16 protein-coding genes, 1 pseudogene and 1 other annotated feature are annotated in these 20018 nt (G+C 63.9%); of the genes and pseudogenes, 14 read left to right on the forward strand and 3 right to left on the reverse strand.

Going from position 1 to position 20018, the window contains the following annotated elements:
• The first annotated feature begins 24 nt into the window (after window positions 1-24).
• Genes ACZK33_RS04935 through ACZK33_RS04985 form a run of 11 tightly spaced genes read left to right on the forward strand, consistent with a single transcriptional unit; the run spans window position 25 to window position 13081 of the window.
• Window positions 25-3768: a nitrate reductase subunit alpha gene (locus ACZK33_RS04935; RefSeq protein ID WP_100449530.1), complete on the forward strand. Its 3744-nt coding sequence runs from the start codon at window positions 25-27 to the stop codon at window positions 3766-3768.
• Window positions 3768-5312 carry a nitrate reductase subunit beta gene (narH, locus tag ACZK33_RS04940; RefSeq protein WP_099589916.1) on the forward strand — a complete coding sequence of 515 codons (1545 nt, stop codon included), beginning with the start codon at window positions 3768-3770 and terminating at the stop codon, window positions 5310-5312. Before ACZK33_RS04935 ends, narH begins: the two co-directional genes overlap by 1 nt.
• A complete protein-coding gene (narJ, locus tag ACZK33_RS04945) occupies window positions 5309-5989 on the forward strand; it encodes a nitrate reductase molybdenum cofactor assembly chaperone (protein WP_057627037.1) in 681 nt (226 codons plus the stop codon). Before narH ends, narJ begins: the two co-directional genes overlap by 4 nt.
• Complete coding sequence (narI, locus tag ACZK33_RS04950) at window positions 5986-6690, forward strand: respiratory nitrate reductase subunit gamma (RefSeq protein WP_099589917.1); 705 nt, start codon at window positions 5986-5988, stop codon at window positions 6688-6690. Before narJ ends, narI begins: the two co-directional genes overlap by 4 nt.
• 3 nt (window positions 6691-6693) lie before the next feature.
• Entirely contained in the window at window positions 6694-7584 is an 891-nt protein-coding gene (locus ACZK33_RS04955) for a peptidylprolyl isomerase (protein ID WP_236509025.1), read from the forward strand.
• 22 nt (window positions 7585-7606) lie between these two features.
• On the forward strand, window positions 7607-8938 hold the full coding sequence (locus ACZK33_RS04960; protein ID WP_099589919.1) for an MFS transporter: 1332 nt from the start codon (window positions 7607-7609) through the stop codon (window positions 8936-8938).
• Window positions 8939-8982: 44 nt separating this feature from the next.
• Window positions 8983-10194, forward strand: a complete 1212-nt coding sequence (locus ACZK33_RS04965; protein ID WP_099589920.1) for an oxygen-independent coproporphyrinogen III oxidase — start codon at window positions 8983-8985, stop codon at window positions 10192-10194.
• A 7-nt stretch (window positions 10195-10201) separates the two neighbouring features.
• Window positions 10202-10978, forward strand: coding sequence for a helix-turn-helix domain-containing protein (locus tag ACZK33_RS04970; RefSeq protein WP_478454186.1), 777 nt, complete (start codon window positions 10202-10204; stop codon window positions 10976-10978).
• A gap of 21 nt (window positions 10979-10999) precedes the next feature.
• A complete protein-coding gene (gene modA / locus ACZK33_RS04975; protein ID WP_099475669.1) occupies window positions 11000-11740 on the forward strand; it encodes a molybdate ABC transporter substrate-binding protein in 741 nt (246 codons plus the stop codon).
• 2 nt (window positions 11741-11742) lie between these two features.
• Window positions 11743-12426, forward strand: coding sequence for a molybdate ABC transporter permease subunit (modB, locus tag ACZK33_RS04980; RefSeq protein ID WP_099475691.1), 684 nt, complete (start codon window positions 11743-11745; stop codon window positions 12424-12426).
• A complete protein-coding gene (locus ACZK33_RS04985; RefSeq protein ID WP_099589922.1) occupies window positions 12416-13081 on the forward strand; it encodes a sulfate/molybdate ABC transporter ATP-binding protein in 666 nt (221 codons plus the stop codon). The genes modB and ACZK33_RS04985 overlap by 11 nt, the downstream gene beginning before the upstream one ends.
• A gap of 15 nt (window positions 13082-13096) precedes the next feature.
• On the opposite strand, the gene ACZK33_RS04990 is transcribed toward ACZK33_RS04985, so the two are convergent.
• Window positions 13097-14365: an NnrS family protein gene (locus tag ACZK33_RS04990; protein ID WP_478454188.1), complete on the reverse strand. Its 1269-nt coding sequence runs from the start codon at window positions 14363-14365 to the stop codon at window positions 13097-13099.
• Between the two features lie 631 nt (window positions 14366-14996).
• Here ACZK33_RS04990 and ACZK33_RS04995 point away from each other — a divergent pair.
• Both ACZK33_RS04995 and ACZK33_RS05000 read left to right on the forward strand, forming a co-directional pair.
• Window positions 14997-15767 carry a hypothetical protein gene (locus tag ACZK33_RS04995; RefSeq protein WP_236509019.1) on the forward strand — a complete coding sequence of 257 codons (771 nt, stop codon included), beginning with the start codon at window positions 14997-14999 and terminating at the stop codon, window positions 15765-15767.
• Window positions 15649-16814 (forward strand): annotated as a pseudogene (locus ACZK33_RS05000) (IS3 family transposase). Before ACZK33_RS04995 ends, ACZK33_RS05000 begins: the two are co-directional and overlap by 119 nt.
• Window positions 15876-15992: a sequence feature (AL1L pseudoknot), on the forward strand. Its footprint overlaps the pseudogene before it by 117 nt.
• A 36-nt stretch (window positions 16815-16850) precedes the next feature.
• Here ACZK33_RS05000 and ACZK33_RS05005 read toward each other — a convergent pair.
• Entirely contained in the window at window positions 16851-18116 is a 1266-nt protein-coding gene (locus ACZK33_RS05005; RefSeq protein WP_337778018.1) for a tyrosine-type recombinase/integrase, read from the reverse strand.
• A 421-nt stretch (window positions 18117-18537) separates the two neighbouring features.
• Here ACZK33_RS05005 and ACZK33_RS05010 point away from each other — a divergent pair, with 421 nt between their 5' ends.
• A complete protein-coding gene (locus tag ACZK33_RS05010; protein ID WP_046982834.1) occupies window positions 18538-18942 on the forward strand; it encodes a DUF6165 family protein in 405 nt (134 codons plus the stop codon).
• Window positions 18943-18960: 18 nt separating this feature from the next.
• Here the strand turns inward: ACZK33_RS05010 and ACZK33_RS05015 are convergent, their stop codons facing one another.
• The gene (locus ACZK33_RS05015; RefSeq protein WP_049434295.1) at window positions 18961-20007 is read right to left on the reverse strand and encodes a glycosyltransferase family 9 protein; all 1047 of its coding nucleotides are present in this window, start codon (window positions 20005-20007) and stop codon (window positions 18961-18963) included.
• Between the last annotated feature and the right edge of the window lie 11 nt (window positions 20008-20018).

A 20018-nucleotide genomic window follows, 5' to 3' on the forward strand; every position in this document is an offset into this window, starting at 1 on the left:
GCAGTTTGCGAACGGAGATTCACCATGAGCTATTTCCTTGATCGCTTGCAGTTCTTCAAGCGTGATCCACAACCCTTCGCCGATGGCCATGGGTTCAGCAAGAGCGAAGGGCGGGACTGGGAAAACAGTTATCGCGCCCGTTGGCAGTACGACAAGATCGTGCGCTCCACCCACGGCGTGAACTGCACCGGCTCGTGCAGCTGGAAGATCTACGTCAAGAATGGCCTGGTCACCTGGGAAACCCAGCAGACCGACTACCCGCGCACCCGCCCGGACCTGCCCAATCACGAACCGCGCGGCTGCCCGCGTGGTGCCAGCTATTCCTGGTACCTGTACAGCGCCAACCGGCTGAAATATCCGCTGATCCGCGGCACCTTGCTGCGCATGTGGCGGCAGGCCCGCAAGACCATGTCACCGGTCGAAGCCTGGGGCAGCATCGTGCAGGACCCGGCCAAGTCGCGCGAGTACAAGCGTCGGCGTGGCATGGGCGGATTCGTTCGATTGAACTGGGACGAGGCTAACGAAATCATCGCTGCCTCCAACCTTTACACCACCAAGGAGTTCGGCCCGGACCGCATCGTCGGTTTCTCGCCGATTCCGGCGATGTCGATGGTGTCCTACGCGGCCGGTGCGCGCTACCTGTCGCTGCTCGGTGGTGCCTGTCTTTCCTTCTACGATTGGTACTGCGATCTGCCGCCGGCCTCGCCGCAGGTGTGGGGCGAGCAGACCGACGTGCCCGAATCGGCTGATTGGTACAACAGCCGCTACATCATCGCCTGGGGCTCGAACGTGCCGCAGACGCGCACGCCCGACGCGCACTTCTTCACCGAGGCGCGCTACAACGGCACCAAGACGGTGTCGATCTGCCCCGACTATTCCGAGCTGGCCAAGCTCACCGACCATTGGCTACACCCCAAGCAGGGCACCGACGCCGCGCTGGCGTTCGCCTTCGGCCACGTGATCCTGCGCGAGTTCCACGTCGATACGCCCTCGCAGTACTTCCAGGACTACTGCCGCAAGTACTCGGACATGCCGATGCTGGTGCGTGTGGAGCGACGCGCCGACGGCCGCCTGGTGCCGGGCCACTTCCTGCGCGCAAGTGAGCTGGGCGGGCTGGGCGAGAGCAACAACCCCGAATGGAAGACGCTGGCGTTCGACGAGAACAGCGGCGATGTCACCGTGCCGAACGGCTCGGTCGGCTTCCGCTGGGGTGAAAAGGGCAAGTGGAACATCGAGGAAAAAGCCAGTGATGGCCATGAAACCCGCCTGCGGCTGAGCCTTGCCGATATCCACGACGGTATCGAAGCAGTGAGCTTCCCGTATTTCGGTGGCATTGAGAGCGACGGCTGGACCGCTGCGCCGGCCGAAGAAGTGCTTGATCGCAACATCCCGCTGCGCCGCCTGCCGCTGGCCGATGGTGGCGAAGCACTGGTGGCGACGGTGTACGACCTGCTGCTCGCGCAGTACGGCGTGGATCGCGGCTTTGGCGGCGCCAATGTCGCCAAAAGCTTCGACGAGAATGTGCCGGGTACGCCGGCCTGGCAGGAACGCATCACCGGCGTGTCACGCGCCGAGGTGATAGAAATCGCCCGCGAGTTCGCCCGCACTGCCGACAAAACCCATGGTCGCAGCATGATCATCGTCGGCGCCGGCATGAACCACTGGTTCCACAACGACATGAACTACCGTGGCCTGATCAACATGCTGGTCATGTGCGGCTGCGTGGGCCAGACCGGCGGTGGCTGGGCGCATTACGTGGGGCAGGAAAAACTGCGTCCGCAGACCGGCTGGCAGCCGCTGGCGTTTGGCCTGGATTGGAGCCGTCCGCCGCGCCAGATGAACGGCACCTCGTTCTTCTACTTCAACACCGGGCAGTGGCGTTACGAAAAGCTGCAGGTGGACGAACTGCTGTCGCCGCTGGCCGATGCCTCCAAGTACAGCGGCAGCCTGGCCGACCTCAACCTGCGCGCGGTGCGCATGGGCTGGTTGCCGAGTGCACCGCAGCTGGACCGCAACCCGCTGCAGCTGGTGCGCGAGGCCGAACAGGCCGGCATCGCACCGGCCGACTACGCGCTGTCCAAGTTCAAGGACGGCTCGCTGGACTTCGCCTTCGCCGATCCCGATGCGGCGCAGAACCACCCGCGCATGATGTTCATCTGGCGCTCCAATCTGCTCGGTTCCTCCGGCAAGGGCCACGAGTACATGCTGCGGCATCTGCTCGGCACCCGTCACGGCCTGCAGGGCAAGGATCTGGGCGAGATGGGCGCGGTCAAGCCCGAGGACGTGAAGTGGCATGACGAGGCGCCGGAAGGCAAGCTCGATCTGCTGGTGACGCTGGATTTCCGCATGTGCACCACCGCGCTGTATTCGGACATCGTGCTGCCGACTGCCACCTGGTACGAGAAGGACGACCTCAACACCTCCGACATGCATCCCTTCATCCATCCGCTGTCCAAGGCGGTGGACCCGGCCTGGGAATCGCGCAGCGATTGGGACATCTTCAAGGGCGTTGCACGCACGCTGAGCGACATGGCACCGGGCGTGCTCGGTGTCGAAAAGGATCTGGTGCTGGTGCCGACCCTGCACGACACGCCCAACGAGCTGGGCATGCCGTTCGGCGTGGCCGACTGGAAGAAGGGCGAGTGCGAGGCCATCCCCGGCAAGACCATGCCGAGCATGACCGTGGTCGAGCGCGACTACCCCAATCTCTACCGCAAGTTCACCTCGCTCGGTCCATTGCTTGACAAGCTGGGCAATGGCGGCAAGGGCATGAGCTGGGATACCAAGCACGAGGTTGAATTCCTCGGCAAGCTCAACCACACCGTGCTGGAAGAAGGCATCAGCAAGGGCCGGCCATCCATCGACACAGCGATTGATGCCTGCGAAGTGGTGCTGCATCTGGCCCCGGAAACCAACGGGCATGTCGCGGTCAAGGCCTGGGAATCGCTGAGCACCTTCACCGGCCGCGAGCACGCCCATCTGGCGCTGGGCAAGGAACATGAGGCAATCCGCTTCCGTGACATCCAGGCACAGCCGCGCAAGATCATTTCCTCGCCCATCTGGTCCGGGCTGGAAGACGACAACGTCAGCTACAACGCCGGCTATACCAATGTGCACGAGCTGATTCCGTGGCGCACGATCACCGGTCGCCAGCAGTTCTACCAGGACCACGAGTGGATGATCGACTTCGGTGAGGCCTTCATGAGCTACCGGCCGCCGGTCAACACCCGCACGGTGGAGCCGCTGCTCAACAAGCGCTCCAACGGCAACAAGGAGATCGTGCTGAACTGGATCACCCCGCACCAGAAGTGGGGCATCCACAGCACCTATAGCGACAACCTGATCATGCAGACACTGTCGCGTGGTGGTCCGATCGTCTGGCTGAGCGAGGACGACGCGCGCAGTGCCGGCATCGAGGACAACGACTGGATCGAGCTGTTCAACGTCAACGGTGCGATTGCCGCGCGTGCGGTAGTCAGTCAGCGGGTGATGTCGGGCATGGCGATGATGTACCACGCCCAGGAACGCATCATCAACGTGCCGGGTTCGGAGATTTCCGGCACCCGTGGCGGCATCCACAACTCGGTGACCCGCATCGTGCTCAAGCCCACCCACATGATCGGCGGCTACGCGCAGCTGGCATGGGGCTTCAACTACTACGGTACCTGCGGTACCAACCGCGATGAGTTCGTGATCGTGCGCAAGATGGACAAGATCGATTGGCTGGATGGTGAAGAGTCCGTTGTCGCCGCACGGGAGGTGGTGTGATGAAAGTACGTGCCCAGATTGCGATGGTATTGAACCTGGACAAGTGCATCGGCTGCCACACCTGCTCGATCACCTGCAAGAACGTGTGGACCTCGCGCGAAGGCGTGGAATACGCCTGGTTCAACAACGTTGAAACCAAGCCCGGTATCGGCTACCCCAAGGAATGGGAAAACCAGGACAAGTGGAACGGCGGCTGGGTGCGCACCAGCGCCGGCAAGCTGGTGCCGCGCGCCGGCGGCCGCTGGCGCATGCTGGCCAAGATCTTCTCCAACCCCGACCTGCCGCAGATCGACGACTACTATGAGCCGTTCGATTTCGATTACCAGCACCTGCACGACGCGCCCGAGCTGAAGCATCAGCCGACCGCACGGCCGCGCTCGCTGCTGACCGGGCAGCGCATGGAAAAGATCGAGTGGGGCCCGAACTGGGAGGAAATCCTCGGTACCGAGTTCTCCAAGCGCTCGCGTGACTACAACTTCGACAAGGTGCAGAAGGAAATCTACGGCGCCTTCGAGAAGACCTTCATGATGTACCTGCCACGCCTGTGCGAGCACTGCCTCAATCCGGCCTGCGTGTCAGCCTGCCCATCCGGTGCGATCTACAAGCGCGAGGAAGACGGCATCGTGCTGATCGACCAGGACAAGTGCCGTGGCTGGCGCATGTGCGTGTCGGCCTGCCCGTACAAGAAGATCTATTACAACTGGAAAAGCGGCAAATCCGAGAAGTGCATCTTCTGCTACCCGCGCATCGAGATGGGCGAGCCCACCGTGTGTTCGGAAACCTGCGTGGGCCGCATCCGCTACCTCGGGGTGATGCTGTACGACGCCGACCGCATTGCCGAGGCCGCATCGGTGGCGGCGGAGAAGGACCTGTACCAGGCCCACCTGGACATCTTCCTGGATCCGTTCGACCCGGCGGTGATCGAAGCCGCGCGTGCCGAAGGCATCCCCGACAGCTGGCTGGAATCGGCCAAGCAGTCGCCGGTCTACAAGATGGCCATCGACTGGAAGCTGGCACTGCCGTTGCACCCGGAATACCGCACCTTGCCGATGGTCTGGTATGTGCCGCCGTTGTCGCCGATCCAGTCGGCGGCCGAGCGTGGCCACGTCGGCATGAGCGGCGAGCTGCCGGATATCGCTTCGCTGCGTATTCCGGTGCGTTACCTAGCCAACCTGCTGACGGCGGGTGACGAAGCGCCGGTTGTGCGGGCGCTGGAACGCTTGATGGCAATGCGTGCCTGGCGGCGCGGCAAGAACGTCGATGGCGTGGAAGACATGCGCGTGCTTGAGCAGGTTGGTTTGACCCCGGCGCAGGTCGAAGAGATGTACCGCTACCTGGCCATCGCCAACTACGAGGACCGCTTCGTGATACCCAGCGCGCACCGCGAGTACGCCAACGACGCCTTCGGCGAACGTGGCGGTTGCGGCTTCACCTTCGGCAATGGCTGCAACGGTGACAGCCCGGCCGATCTGTTCAGCCAACGCAAGAACACCACCTTTGCGGTGCATCCCAACCGCCAGCACCGGCACGAGGTGACGAAATGAGTGTGCTCAAGCTGATTGGTGTATTGCTGGATTACCCGCGTGACGAGCTTTGGCAGCATGGCGAGGAGCTGCTTGAGGCCTGCGACGATCCGGCGCTGTCGCCGGCCCGTCGCGGGCAGTTGCAGGCCTTCGTACGCGAGCTGCTGGCCAGTGATCCGCTGGATGCGCAGGACCGCTGGTTGTCCACCTTCGACCGTGGCCGCTCGATGAGCCTGCTGGTGTTCGAACACATCCATGGCGAGTCGCGCGACCGTGGTCAGGCCATGGTCGACCTGATCGACGCCTATCGCAAGAACGGTTTCGAGCTGGATGCGCGCGAACTGCCGGATTATCTGCCGCTGTTGCTGGAATACCTCTCGCACCGGCCGCAGGCCGAGGCCAAGGACTGGCTGCACCACATCGGCCACATCGCCGGCATGCTCGCCGCGCGTGCGGCCGAGCGGCAGCTGCCGCATGCGGTGTTGCTGGAAATCCTGGTCGAGGCCGGCGAAGGCAAGGTCAACTTGGCGGTGCTGCGGCAACGGGCAAGCGAGGAAGTGCGCGACGACACCGTCGAAGCCATGGACAGCCTGTGGGAGGAAGAGGCGGTGCGCTTCGGCACCGATGCGCCTTCGCAGGATTGCGACCCACCCCATCGTTCACCGGCACGCGCGCAGCCGCGGGAGATCCAGCCATGAATTACGTCAATCAGTTCGCCTTCCAGTTCTATCCCTACATCGCGGTGGCGGTGCTGTTGATCGGCAGCTGGGCGCGTTATGACAAGGCCATGTACAGCTGGCGTACCGGCTCCACCCAGTTGCTGTCCGACCGTGGCATGCGTATTGGCAGCAACTGCTTCCACATCGGCATCATCGCCATCCTTGGTGGCCACTTTGTCGGCCTGCTGACCCCGCATGCGTTGTATGAGCCCTTCATCACCTCCTCGCAGAAACAGTTGCTGGCGATGGTGGTCGGTGGCTTCTTCGGCGCGCTGTGCTTCGTCGGCATCACCATTTTGCTGGTGCGGCGGCTGACCAATGCGCGGGTCCGCGCCATCGGCAGCTTTGGCGACACGCTGGTGCTGGTGCTGCTGTTCGCTCAGCTCTGTCTTGGCCTGTACAGCATCAAGGTCTCGGCCGGCCATCTGGACGGCGGGGTGATGGTGATGCTGGCCGAGTGGGCGCAGCACATCGTCACCTTTCGTGCCGGCGCGGCCGATTATGTCGAAGGCGTGCATTGGGTCTACAAAGCGCACATCTTCCTCGGCCTGACGCTGGTGCTGATCGCACCGTTCACCCGTCTGGTGCATGTGTGGAGCGTGCCGATCAGTTACCTGTGGCGGCCGTACCAGGTGGTGCGTCGTCGTCAGGCCACGCTGCGCTACGGTCCGCGGGAGTAAGCCATGGGCAGCCTGCCACGCATACTTCCGATCACGGTGATCGACTCGGACAAGTCGGTGCCGGCCGAAGCCGGCCACCATCACGAACAGGATGCGGGAACCCGTGGCCTCGGCCAACCGGCACCGTGCAGCCTGTACGTGCAGGACACGCCGATCAGCGAGGCCGATATCGCCCGCGAGATGCAGTACCACCGGGCGATGCGCCCGGAGCAGTCGCGTGCCGATGCGGCGCGTGCGCTGGTGGTGCGCGAACTGCTGCGGCTGGAAGCCGAACGGCTTGGCCTGGCCGATGTCCCCGGCGTCGGCCAGGAGACCAGCGAGGAAGCACGCATCCAGCAGCTGATCGAACAGGCGCTGGTAGACCGCGTGCCCAGCGAAGACGACTGCCAGCGTTACTTTGCGCAAAACCCCGAGCGTTTCCGCTCACCGGACCGCATCCGCGTACGCCACATCCTGCTGGCGGCACCGGCCGACGATATCGCCGGCCGGCTGAAAGCCCGCACCCTGGCCGAGAAGCTGATCGCCGAACTGCTGGAACAGCCGCATCTGTTTGCCGATCTGGCCGCGCGTCACTCGCAATGCCCGTCCAGCAGCGAAGGCGGCGATCTGGGCTGGCTGCAACGCGGCCAGACTACGCCGGAGTTCGATCGCCAGGTATTCCGCCTGCGACAAGGCTTGGCCGGGTTCCCGGTGGAATCGCGCTGGGGCTACCACGTGGTCAGCATCGATGCGCTGGAAGCCGGCACGGCGCTTACCTTCGAGCAGGTGCGGGCGCAGATCAGTGACTACCTGGAACTACAGGTGCGCCAACGCGACCTGCAGCAGTTCCTGCTTGAGCTGCGCGAGCGCTACCCGGTGCGCGGGCTTGAAGACATCGAAGCACAGGCTGAGTAGAACGTAACCCCCAGGAGTGGCAATGAGCCAGAATCTACAGAACATCAGCAGCGGCGAACAACAACGTGCGCTGTGGTTGAGCACGTTCGCCTTCACCATGTGCTTCGCGGTGTGGATGATTTTCGCCATCATCGGCATCCAGATCAGCAAGCAGCTGGGTCTGAACGACACCCAGTTCGGCCTGCTGATTGCAACCCCGGTGCTGACCGGCTCTGTGATCCGCGTCTTCCTCGGCATCTGGTCCGACCAGTTCGGCGGCCGCAAGGTGATGACCTTGGTGATGTTGTGCGGCGCGGTGGCAACGTGGCTGCTGACCTACGCTGAAACCTATCCGCAGTTCCTGCTGGCGGCGTTGTTTGTCGGCATTGCCGGCGGCAACTTCTCGGTCGGCGTCACTTATGTCTCCAAGTGGTTCCCGCCGGAGAAGCAGGGCACCGCATTGGGCATCTTCGGGGCCGGCAATATCGGCTCGGCAGTGACCAAGCTGCTGGCACCGCTGGTGATGGTGGCGTCCGGTTGGATGATGGTGGCCAAGCTGTGGGCGGTTGGGCTGGCGGTTACCGCGGTGCTGTTCTATCTGTTCAGCAAGGAAGACCCGTCGCTGGAAGAGCGCCGTCGCAGCGGCGTCAAGCCGATGTCCTTCGCCCAGCAGATGGCGCCGCTGAAGAACCTGCAGGTGTGGCGCTTCTCGCTGTACTACTTCTTCGTATTCGGCGGCTTCGTCGCCCTGGCACTGTGGCTGCCGCACTATCTGGTCGGCGCCTACGGCATGGACGTCGCTACAGCGGGCGTGTTGGCCGCGTGCTATTCGATCCCGGCCAGCCTGTTCCGGGTGGTGGGCGGTTGGATGTCCGACCGCATCGGTGCGCGCAGGGTGATGTACTGGACGCTGGGTGTGTCGTCGATTTGCACCTTCATCCTGGCCTATCCGGATACCCGCTACATCGTGCAGGGCATCCATGGCGAGATCAGCTTCCATCTGGCAATCAGCGTGACCTTGTTCACCATGCTGGTGTTCGTGCTCGGCTTCTTCATGTCGCTGGGCAAGGCCGCGGTGTACAAGCACATCCCGGTCTATTACCCGCAGCATGTGGGCTCGGTCGGCGGTGTGGTCGGCATGATCGGTGGCCTCGGCGGCTTCATCCTGCCGATCGTGTTCGGCGCGTTGAACGATGCGCTCGGCATCTGGAGCAGCTGCTTCATGCTGCTGTTCGTGCTGGTCAGCATTTCCCTGGCTTGGATGCACTTCGCCATCCGGCGGATGGAGCGTCGCAACTTCCCGCAGCTGGATCGTGAGACCGACCTGCCTGAAGCCATCGACGCCGCCGCCGCGGAGAAACAGCGCCGGGCTTGATCCAGATCAGTGAAACCCGGCGGTCGCTGCGCGAGGATGCTTGCATGCCAGTAGAGACCGCCGGGATGGATGACGCCACATTGCATGTTGCATTGCTGCAGCAACCCGCGCACGTGTTGTTCCCGGCGCCGGCGGAGCTGAGCCCCGGCTTCGCCGAGGCGGGCTGGCGTGCGGCCATGCAGGCCAGCAACGAGCATCTGATTCCACGTGCGTTGACGCTGGGTTTCTGCGCACCCCCACATGAGCTGGAGCGCGCCGAGAACGTGCTGGACGCGTTGCTGGTGTGCGTGCGCCTGCATGCGAACATGCTGGCCAGCGATCGCGAAGTGGCGGCCATGGTGCTGCAGCCGGGTATCGTCGAGCATCTGCCGCCCGCCCTGCTGGGCCGCCTGTTGGACGCGGTGCCGGAGCAGCTGTGCACCATCGCCCGGCCGCAGGTTGAGGTGCGCCTGGATGCGGCCAGCGATGTCGCACCGGCTGCATTGCGCGAGGTCGGCTGCACGCGGATGACGGTGATCGACCATGCCGGCGTCAATGGCCCGGCGATGCTGGCCCAAGCCCAGCAGACCGGCTTTACCGCGTGTTACTACCAGCTGCGCGTGCCGTGCTACGCCGATGTGTCGTTCCTGCAGCGGCTGCAGCGGGTGCTGGAGCTGGCGCCCGAACGCATCATCCTGCCATCGCCTGCCTTGCTGCCCGAGTACCCGTTGCCAACGGACTGGCTGCAGGCATGGCGGCTGCTGCGTGCAGGCGGCTACCTGCCGCTTGGCGGCGATCACTATCAGCGGCCGGACCTGCCGATGCCGCTGCGCAACGGCGATGGCCAGCGTCATTGCGACCTGCTCGGGGTGCCGCGGCGCGAGCGCCATGACCTGCTCGGCATTGGTGTGGGCGCCTTCAGCCAGATCGGCGATGTCATCTGCCGCATCGAGCCTGAGCCGAGCCATTGGCGCGCCTGCCTGGTGGTTGGGCAGCCAGGAATATCCTCCGGGCTTATTCTTTCCGAGCATGAACGTATGACCGATGAGGTGGTGCAGAGCCTGGCCTGCGACCACGCATTGGACATGCGCGCCTTCGAATGGCGCAACGCGCAGCCATTCGACGCCTGTTTCGAGCACGCGTGGAGCCGCGTCGCCATGTTCATCGAGCGCGGCTGGCTGCGCCGTGACGGCGACATGCTGTTGATCCAGAACGAAGGTGAGCTGCTGTGGCGTATGATCGCAGCGTGCTTCCGCCCCTTGGCCGCTGTTGCTTGAAAACGGAATGACGTCACCTACACCCCCACCGCGCGGCCCCTTGGGAACCGCGGCGCCGAATCCAGCCGCTGCCGGCGACGGTGACGCGCTGCATTTCTGCACGACCTGTGCGTTCTCCGATGCCTGCAGTTCGCAGGGCTATGACAAGACGGCGCTGAACGAGCTGCACGTGATGGTCGACCACGTTGGGCCGTACCATGCGGGCGACTACATCTTCCGCGCGGGTGAACCCTTCGATGCAATCGCTGAGGTGCGCGCCGGCATGGTCAAGACCTTCGTCGACGACAGCCTTGGCAACGAGCAGGTGCTGGGCTTTGCCTTGCCTGGCGAAGTTATCGGCCTGAACGCCATCCACGGATCGCGTTATCCCTGCAATGCGGTGGCGTTGGATACCGTGCATCTGTGCCGTATCTCGTTTCCGCGCATCAGCATGCTGGCCAGCCGCATGCCCGGCCTGCAGGCCAAGCTGTTCAGCCTGCTCAGTGCCGAGATCGGCAAGGCGTTGCTGTTGGCGGCCAATTACCGTACCGAGGAGCGCATGGCGGCGTTCCTGCTGGATATCTCCAGCCGCTACGCGCGGCGTGGCTTCTCGGCACACCGCTTCAACCTGACCATGACCCGCACCGAGATCGCCAACTACCTGCGCATGGCGCCGGAAACGGCCAGCCGGGTGTTGCGGCGTTTGAGCGACGAAGAAGTCATCGCGGTGAAGCAGCGCGAGATCATCCTGCTGCAACCGGAACGTCTGGCGTTGATGGCGGCCACCGATGACGCAAGCGAATGATGCCCAACCAAGGATGCATGCATGAACAAGCTGTGGGCGTTGTTGTTGCTGGCCGTCACGCTGCCGGCAAGCGCAGCTGATCTGACGGTCTCCGCGGCTTCCAGCCTGACCGAGAGTTTCCGCGAGATATCCAGCGCATACGAGACGGCCAACCCGGGCACGAAGGTGGACCTGAACTTCGCCGCCTCCGGCACCTTGCTGCAGCAGATCGCACGCGGCGCGCCGGTCGACGTGCTGGCCTCGGCCGACCAGACCACGATGGCACAGGCCAATACCGAAGGCCTGATCGATCCGGCAACCCAGCACGTATTCGCGCAGAACAGCCTGTGGGTGGTGGTGCCGCCGCAGGCCAGCAACAAGCCGACCACGTTGGCGGCGCTGACCAAGGCCGATGTGAAGCGCGTTGCCATCGGCAATCCCGACAGCGTACCGGTTGGGCGCTATGCACGCGGTGCGCTGCAGCAGGCCGGTGTGTGGCCGGTGGTGCAGGCCAAGATGATCAGCACCCAGAACGTGCGCCAGTCACTGGACTATGTGGCAAGGGGTGAAGTGGATGCAGGCTTCGTTTACGCCACCGACGCGCAGGCGATGAGCGAGCGCGTGCAGCGCGCCTTTCAGGTGCCGGTTGCCGGTGGTATCGCGTATCCGTTGGCGATGGTGAAGACCAGCCGCAATGCCGCCGAAGCAAAGCGCTTCATCGCCTTCGTGCGCTCGGCGCAGGGCCAGGCCATTCTGCACAGGCACGGCTTCGGTAGTCCTTGATGGTGGATCTGGACTGGAGCGCGCTGTGGTTGTCGTTGAAGGTGGCCGGCTGGGCGACCGCGATCAACCTCGTGCTCGGTGTCGGATTTGGTGCCTTGTTGGCGCGGCGGCGCTTCCCCGGCCGTGAGTTGCTGGACACGATATTCACCCTGCCGATGGTGTTGCCGCCGACGGTGCTGGGCTATTACCTGCTGGTGCTGATCGGCAGCAAGGGCCCGCTTGGTGCATGGCTGGAAGACAGTTTCGGCATCAATCTTGTGTTTACCTGGCAGGCAGCGGTGATCGCGGCTGCGGTGGCCTCGTTTCCGCTGGTGTTCAAGCCGGCGCGTGCGGCCTTCGAGGATGTGGATGGGCAGCTGGAACAGGCCGCGCGCACCTTGGGTGTATCCGAGCTGGCGCTGTTCTTCCGGGTGACCTTGCCGCTGGCATGGCGCGGCATTCTTGCCGGCTTGCTGCTGGCGTTCGCCCGCGCGATGGGCGAGTTCGGCGCCACCATCATGGTCGCCGGCAGCATTCCCGGCCGCACCCAGACCTTGTCCATCGCCATCTACGAGGCGGTGCAGGCCGGCAATGACGGTCGCGCCAACGCCTTGGTGCTGCTGTCCTCGCTGGTCTGCATCAGCGTGCTGCTGCTTGCCGCGCGATTGGTCGGGCGGCGGCAGGAGGGGGCGCGCAATGTGGCTTGAGCTGGATATCCAACGCAAGCTGCAGGCTGCAGGCCAGCACTTCCAGCTGCAGGCGGCCTTGCGTTGCACACAGCGCAATGTGGTGTTGTTCGGCCCGTCTGGTGCGGGAAAAAGTTTGACCTTGAAGGCGGTGGCTGGATTGCTGCGGCCGGACGCCGGTGTGATCCGTATGCACGGGCAAGCGCTGTTCGATGCGGCTGCCGGCATCAATCTGTCACCACAACGGCGCCGCATCGGCTATGTGTTCCAGGACTACGCCTTGTTCCCGCACCTGACGGTGCGGCAGAACGTGGGTTTTGGCCTGCAGCGAGGCCTGTTGAATCCGCCGCGGAGCCGTCGTATCGATGCGGTCGAGCAATGGTTGCAGACGTTCCGCATCGATCACCTCGGTGACCTGCTGCCGTCGCAGATCTCCGGCGGCCAACGTCAGCGCACCGCCTTGGCGCGGGCGCTGGTGACCAAGCCGCAGGCACTGCTGCTGGATGAGCCGTTCGCCGCACTCGACCACGCCCTGCGTGCGCATCTGCGCCAGGAGCTTGAAACGGTGCTGGACCAGACCGGCATCCCGCTGCTGCTGATCAGCCATGATCCGGAGGACGTGGACATGTTCGGCCAGCAGGTGGTGCATCTGGCTGATGGCCGCGTGCAGGCCTGATTCTCCGCGTAACGATTAGTCCGGCTTGCCGTCCGCACGTGGGCGCCAGTAGATCCACCCCAACCGCAGCAACCACGGTGCAAGCACCAGCAGCCAGCCGGCGGCGGCGACGGCATGCCAATGCCAGGGATCATCCAGTAGCGGCGCCAGGATGCGCAGCACTGCAACCAGTTGCAGGCCGAGCAGGGCGACCCATGCGACCACCGGCATCACCAGTGCACGCCCGGAATGGCCTTGGGTCACACGCGTGACCATGGCCACCAACAGGCTGCCGAACAGGCCGATCGCCAAGGCATGTAGTGGCGCGCGTTCCAGCCAGCCGGTATGGCCGGTAAGCGCAGCGATGTCCTGCAGCAGATACAGCAGCATCGCCAGCGGCCACCACGCCAGTCCGTAAAAAAGCACGCTCAACAGCGGCGGCTTGGGTCCGCGCGGCCACCAACGCCACAGCGAGTACAGCGACAACAGCAGCAGGCCCGCATCGGCCAGCAGCGTCGCCAGTGGCTGCTGCAGCTGTTCCCCGGCCAGATGCAGCAGGCACAGTCCCCACAGGATCGCCAACCATTGTGGTGGCCGCCATGCCTGGTAGCCCGGCACCACGTTGCCGGCGAAGAACGGAAACATGCGGTGGGCGACGCTTGCGTAGATCGGCAGCAACAGCCCGAAGGTGCCAAGCGACACGCTCAGTGCCTGCCAGCGGATATCAGCACCTGTGGCAGCGGCGGCGAAACCGAGCAGGCCGATCCAGCCCATCAGCAAGCCGGACCAGCATGACCACGCATGCCAGGTGCGGCCTTTCTCCTGCAACAGCAGGCGGCCGAGTACGACCAGCCCGAATGCCCATCCCAGCGCCGCCAGCAACAGGGCCAACCACATCCCGGGTTGCCAACCGCTGCTGGCGGTCAGCAGCGCGATCTGCGCGCCGAACAGTCCGCTACCAACGCCTGCGTATTGCCACCGCGGCAGTGCCGGCAATCCCATCCAGCGTGGGAATACGGTCAACAGGAAGCCGAAGATGAAACTGGGCAGCACCAGGTACTGCATCCACAGCCCATGCAGCCAGGCCGGCGGCACGGCGGGCACGGGCAGGGGGCTGCCCAGCTGCAAGCCGGCCAGCCAGAGCGCCCACCAAGCCATCGCCAAGCCGAGATTGCAGACACCGATGAAGAACAGCAGCCGGTGTGGCGCATTGAATAGCTGCACGCGGGTCGTGAAAGTTTCCACGCAGCGAGTATCCGCCCCTTCGTCGCCGCCGGGACTGACCAATATCAAGGCCGGCGCCATCAGCAGAAAGCCGCGGCAAGCATCGCCAGATCAATGGCTGGCCGTAGCCCGGGTAAGCGCAGCGCACCCGGGGCGGTTGGTGCGGAGTGGGAGGGACGCCCAGATCCGTCGGCGTGGCGTTCGCACAGGAGTGAGCCACAGCACACATCGCGAGATTGAACGAAAGCCCGTAGCCCGGGTAAGCGCAGCGCACCCGGGGCAGTTGGTGCGGAGTGGGAGGGACGCCCAGATCCGTCGGCGTGGCGCTCACGCAGGAGCGAGCCACAGCACACATCGCGAGATTTAACCAAAGCCGTAGCCCGGGTAAGCGCAGCGCACCCGGGGCGGTTGGCGCGGATACGGATGCCCGGACCGCTCTTCCCGGGTGCGCTGCGCTTACCCGGGCTACGTTGCTGCGGGCGAGTGTGGTGCACCCTGGACGATAGTGGCCAGATCGTGATGGCAGGCAATCCGCCTGCCGCGGTGCGATGATGGAGCACGGGCGTAGCTGGCGTACCCTGCGGCCTGTGGGGGCTGATTGGCGGCGGGTCGACGCAACACGCCAGCGGCAAGTCATCTCTTCTTGCGGGGAAGCAGAAAGATGTTCCGGAGCAGCCTCGAAACAGCACCACTGGCACGCGGGTTCACCTTGATGGCATCGCTGCTGCTTGTGCTGTGCGCCTCGCTGCTGCTTGCACCTGCGCCGCTGCTGGCTGCGACCGAAGAAAGCACCGCCCAGGCGCATGCCCCAGCGACGGTGCGCTATTACAACCGTGACATCCTGACCTTCCGCAGTGCGTTCATGGGGCGCTCGCCCTTGCAGCGGGCGCAGGTTGCCGAATTCAACATCAAGCGCATCGTCGACGAGCCGGGAACGCCCGGCGTCACCTTCAACGATACCGCCGCCGGTGTGATCCTGCTGCTCGGCGGGGAAGTCGTCACCCTCATCACGCCTGCCGATGTGGATACCGCGCAGGGCCAGAGTCTGGCCCAGGTACGCGAGGAGGTGCGCAGCCGGCTTGGCGAGGCGGTCGCCGCCGCCGAGCGCGAGCGTGCGCCGGGACGGGTGCTTCGCGGTGTGCTGCACAGCCTTGTCGCCACCGCACTGGCCGCCGCCTTGGCCTGGGTGATGGCCTGGCTGGCACGTCAGCTGCGGGCGGCGATGCTGGTCTGGGTGGGTAAAAAAGCCGGGACGTTGCGTAGTGAACCGCCCCGGGATTCCTGGAGGCTCCAACTCTTGAGAGGATGGAGTCATGAACAAGCCAGTGAAATATTCCGCGGAAGTACGGGACCGGGCGGTGCGGATGGTGCTGGAGCACCAGGACGATCACGGTTCGCAGTGGGCGGCGATCGCATCGATTGCCGGGAAGATCGGGTGCACTGCCGAGACGCTGCGGTTATGGGTGCGGCGGGCCGAGCGTGATCAGGGCAAGCGGCCGGGCCTGACGACGGATGAGCGGGCGCGGATGAAGGCGCTGGAGCGGGAGAACCGCCAGCTGCGACAGGCCAACGAGATCCTGCGCAAGGCGTCAGCATATTTTGCCCAGGCGGAGCTCGACCGCCACTTCAAGCCATGACGAGGTTCGTGACCGAACACCGCCACGCCTACGGAGTCGAGCCGATCTGCCGTGTACTTCAGATCGCTCCGTCGACGTACTACAACCATGCGGTCCGTCAGGCCGATCCGGAGCGCAATCCGAACCGCTGGTGGCAGGACCAGGGACTGGCGGTGGAGGTCCGCCGGGTCTGGGACGAGAACAGTCAGGTCTACGGGGTGCGCAAGGTGTGGCGGCAGTTGCTGCGGGAAGGCTGGCAGGTGGCCCGGTGCACGGTGGAACGGCTGATGCGTCGGCTGGGCCTGCGTGGTGTGATCCGCGGCAAGGTGGTGAAGACCACGGTCAGCGACAAGGCGCAGCCGTGCCCGCTGGACCGGGTGAACCGGCAGTTCCATGCCGATCGACCCAACGCGCTATGGGTGAGCGACTTCACCTACGTCTTGACGTGGCAGGGCATGGTGTACGTGGCGTTCGTGATCGACGTGTACGCACGTCGGATCGTGGGCTGGAAGGTGTCCAGTTCGATGACGACCGACTTCGTTCTGGACGCACTGGAGCAAGCACTGCAGGCCCGGCAAAGGGAGGGCGAATTGATCCATCACTCCGACCGCGGGTCGCAATACGTGTCGATCCGCTACAGCGAGCGATTGGCCGAAGCTGGGGTTGAACCGTCGGTGGGAAGCGTGGGCGACAGCTATGACAACGCGCTGGCCGAGACGATCAACGGGCTGTACAAGGCCGAGGTGATCCATCGGCAGACGTGGCGCAGCCGCCAGCAGGTAGAACTGGCCACGCTGGACTGGGTGTACTGGTACAACCACCAATGACTGCTGGGGCCGATCGGGAACATCCCGCCAGCGGAAGCCGAAGCGGCTTACTATCGGCAGCAAGCCGGTCAGGCCAAAGCGGCCTGACTCAAACCAAATGGCCTCCAAGAAAGTCGGGGCGGTTCAGTCCGGAGCAGGTCTGGGGAGGATGAAATCAGCCCATGCCTGCATCATGGGGCGTCGTTGCTCCAGCAGATCGGTGCGGTGATAGGCAGCTTCGACCTTGTTTTGGACAGTGTGGGCCAGCGCGCGTTCAGCAAGATCCCGAGCATAGCCTTCCTCGCTGCACCAGTCGCGAAAGCTTGACCGGAAGCCGTGCGCGGTGGCTATCCGCTTGTCGCTATCGCTGTGGGCCTTCAGGCGGCGCAATAGCGCAGTTAGGGTCATGTCCGAGAGGACTGTTCGGGAATGGATCGATGGGAAGACCAGATGATCGTGCTTGCCTACCTGTACCTGCAGCAAAGTGATGGCTTGCTCAGAGAGTGGGACTCGATGGGTCTGGCTGGCTTTCATGCGATCGGCAGGAATGATCCAGACTTTGTTGCGCAAATTGACCTCATCCCAAGTCATTCCCCTGACTTCGCCAGAGCGCGCAGCGGTCAAGATCAAAAACAGCAGCGCACGTTTGGTGACATCTAGCTCGTATGTATCCACCAGTCTGGTTTTGACAAACGCCGGGATGTCAGTCCAGGGCATGGCAGGTTGGTGCTCTTGTCGGACCGTCTTGCTGGGTTGTACCGGTAGCAGATGGGTGACTACATCCACAGGGTTGGCTTGGTTGAACCCGTGCGCCCAGCCCCAGGCCATCACGGCATGCAAACGCTGCTTTACCCGGGAAGCGGTCTCCGCTTTTTCCAGCCAGATCGGGCGCAAGACATCGGCCATATGGCGGGGCTGAAGTTGGTCCATCGGCAAGGAGCCGATCTTGGGGAAGGCGTACTCGGTAAGCGTGTTGATCCACTGCTGGGCGTGCTTGGCATTCTTCCACCCTGGCTTGAGTTCGGCATGTACCTGTTCTGCCGCCTCTTGGAAGGTTGGCATCACGGGTGCAGCAACTGCGGGCGCCTTGGTCGCCAGGGGATCTTGCCCAAGTGCAATCTCTTCGCGCATTTCGCGAGCCAGCTTGCCGGCAAGGGCGATGCTCACATGCGGGTAGCTGCCGAGGCCTGCATTGCGGCGTTTGCCAGTGGTAGGGCTCACGTAGCGTAGGACCCACTTACCTTGCCCCTTCTTTGTGCGTGAAGGATGCAGGCTTAGGCCGGGGACTCCGCCGTGTGGCAGTGCTGTGCTCCCGGGAGTGGTGCTTCTGGCTTTGATGTCGGTAAGCAGTGCCATGGGTGTCTGGTATGCCATCTGGTATGCCATCCAGTATGCCATCTGGTATGCCATTTCGCGTTGGGTGGTGATGGGTGTTGCTGGACGGTGCTGGATGATGTCACTTGTAAGCCATTGAAACTAAATGGCAAATATATGTTATTTGCGATGCCACTGGATTTCCTTGGACGGATCTATGGCAGTCCCCCTCTCCGCCAGATTAAAGAAAAAGGGCTGCCGAAAGGCAGCCCTTTTTCTTTAATCTGGCGTGGGACGCGCCGCGCTCAGCGCGTCGCCCCACACGTTGCTGCGCAACCTGTGGGCCCCTCCCTTTGCCTGCCTCTCCCCGCCCCTGTCGGGGCAGGTGCATCAGTAGATCCACGCCATGCGTGGATGCTGTTCCTGCTGGCAGGCTCATCCACGCATGGCGTGGATCTACCCATTCCATCGCGAGCTGCGGGTTAAACTGCCTGCATCACCTGTTGGAGCTTTCCCCATGACCGCTGAAATCCTCGTTCCCGTTTCTTTCGGCGAGCTGCTGGACAAGATCTCGATCCTGCAGATCAAGTCCGAGCGCATCAGTGACGAGGGCAAGCTGGCCAATGTGCGCAAAGAACTGTCGGCGCTGGAGCAGACCTGGATGGCACACCCGGCGGCGGTGAAGGACATCGCCAAGCTGCGTGCCGAACTGAAGGCGGTCAACGAGCAGCTGTGGGACATCGAGGACGACATCCGCCTGAAAGAGAAGGCGCAGGCGTTCGACCAGGGTTTCATCGATCTGGCGCGCAGCGTCTACCTGCGCAATGACGAACGCGCGCGCATCAAGAAGGCGATCAACCTGGCGCTGGGTTCGGCGTACGTGGAAGAGAAGTCCTACCAGGATTACGCGCAGCGCGCGTAATCCGGGGCTGCCTGCCGCTCACCCCAGGTGGTCGGCGACGTAGCGTTCGAACGCAGCGATACCGTCTTCCACGGTGATCAGTTCCATCACATCGTCGAACTCGATCTTGGTGCCCCACTTCAGATCGGCGGCCTGCTTGGCCAGGTACTTGCGCGCGGCATCGTCGTAGCGGTCCACGCAGTAGCGGCGGTCGGAATAGGGACCGCTGCGGTTCGGGTTGCTGGCCGCATGCAGGCCCAGTACCTTGGCGCCCATCGCGTTGGCGATGTGCATCGGGCCCGAGTCCGGGGTCATCACCAGATTGGCGCGGGCCAGCAGCGCCGGCAGCTGCTTCAAGGTGTCCTTGCCGACCAGGTCAAGCGCCGGTGTGTGCAGCTGCGCCTGGATGGCATCGGCCATGCTGCGCTCCAGTTCGCTGCGGCCTCCGCACAGCACCACCTGCCAACCGCGCTGTGCGGCGTGGTTGGCCACGGCGGCGTAGCGGTCTGCATACCAGTTGCGGCGCACGTGGCTGGAACAGGGCGAGATCATCAACACCGGGCGGCCATCGTCCTGCCATTGCGCGGCGGCCCACTCATATGCGGACTGCGGCACCGCCAGGTCCCAGCTGACCTCGGTCTGGCGCAGGCCAAGGGGTTCACAGAAACTGCCGATGGCATCCAGCACATGGATGCCGGGGCGGTCGGGGATGCGTTCGTTGATGAAGAGACCATGCAGGTCCTTCGAGCGGCTGCGGTCATAGCCGATGCGACGCTCTGCGGGAATGAAGGCCGACAGCAGGTTGGCGCGGAACGCCACCTGCATCTGCAACAGCGCTTCGAAGCGCCCCGGCGGCAGCTGCCTGCGCAGTTCCTTGACCCCGGCCATGCCGCTCTTCTTGTCGTAGGCATGGAAGGTGACACCGGGCAGGCCGTCGAGCAGCTTGTGGCCGGCCTTGTCGATGATCCAGTGGATCGGCGTATCCGGGCGCGCAGCCTGCAGGGTGCGCACCAGGGGCACCACGTGGGTGACATCGCCAAGTGCGGACAGGCGCAGGAGGCACAAGGAGGAGGACGCTGATGCCATGTGTTGTTAGA

Source organism: Stenotrophomonas sp. 86156_Sma, from assembly GCF_056481625.1.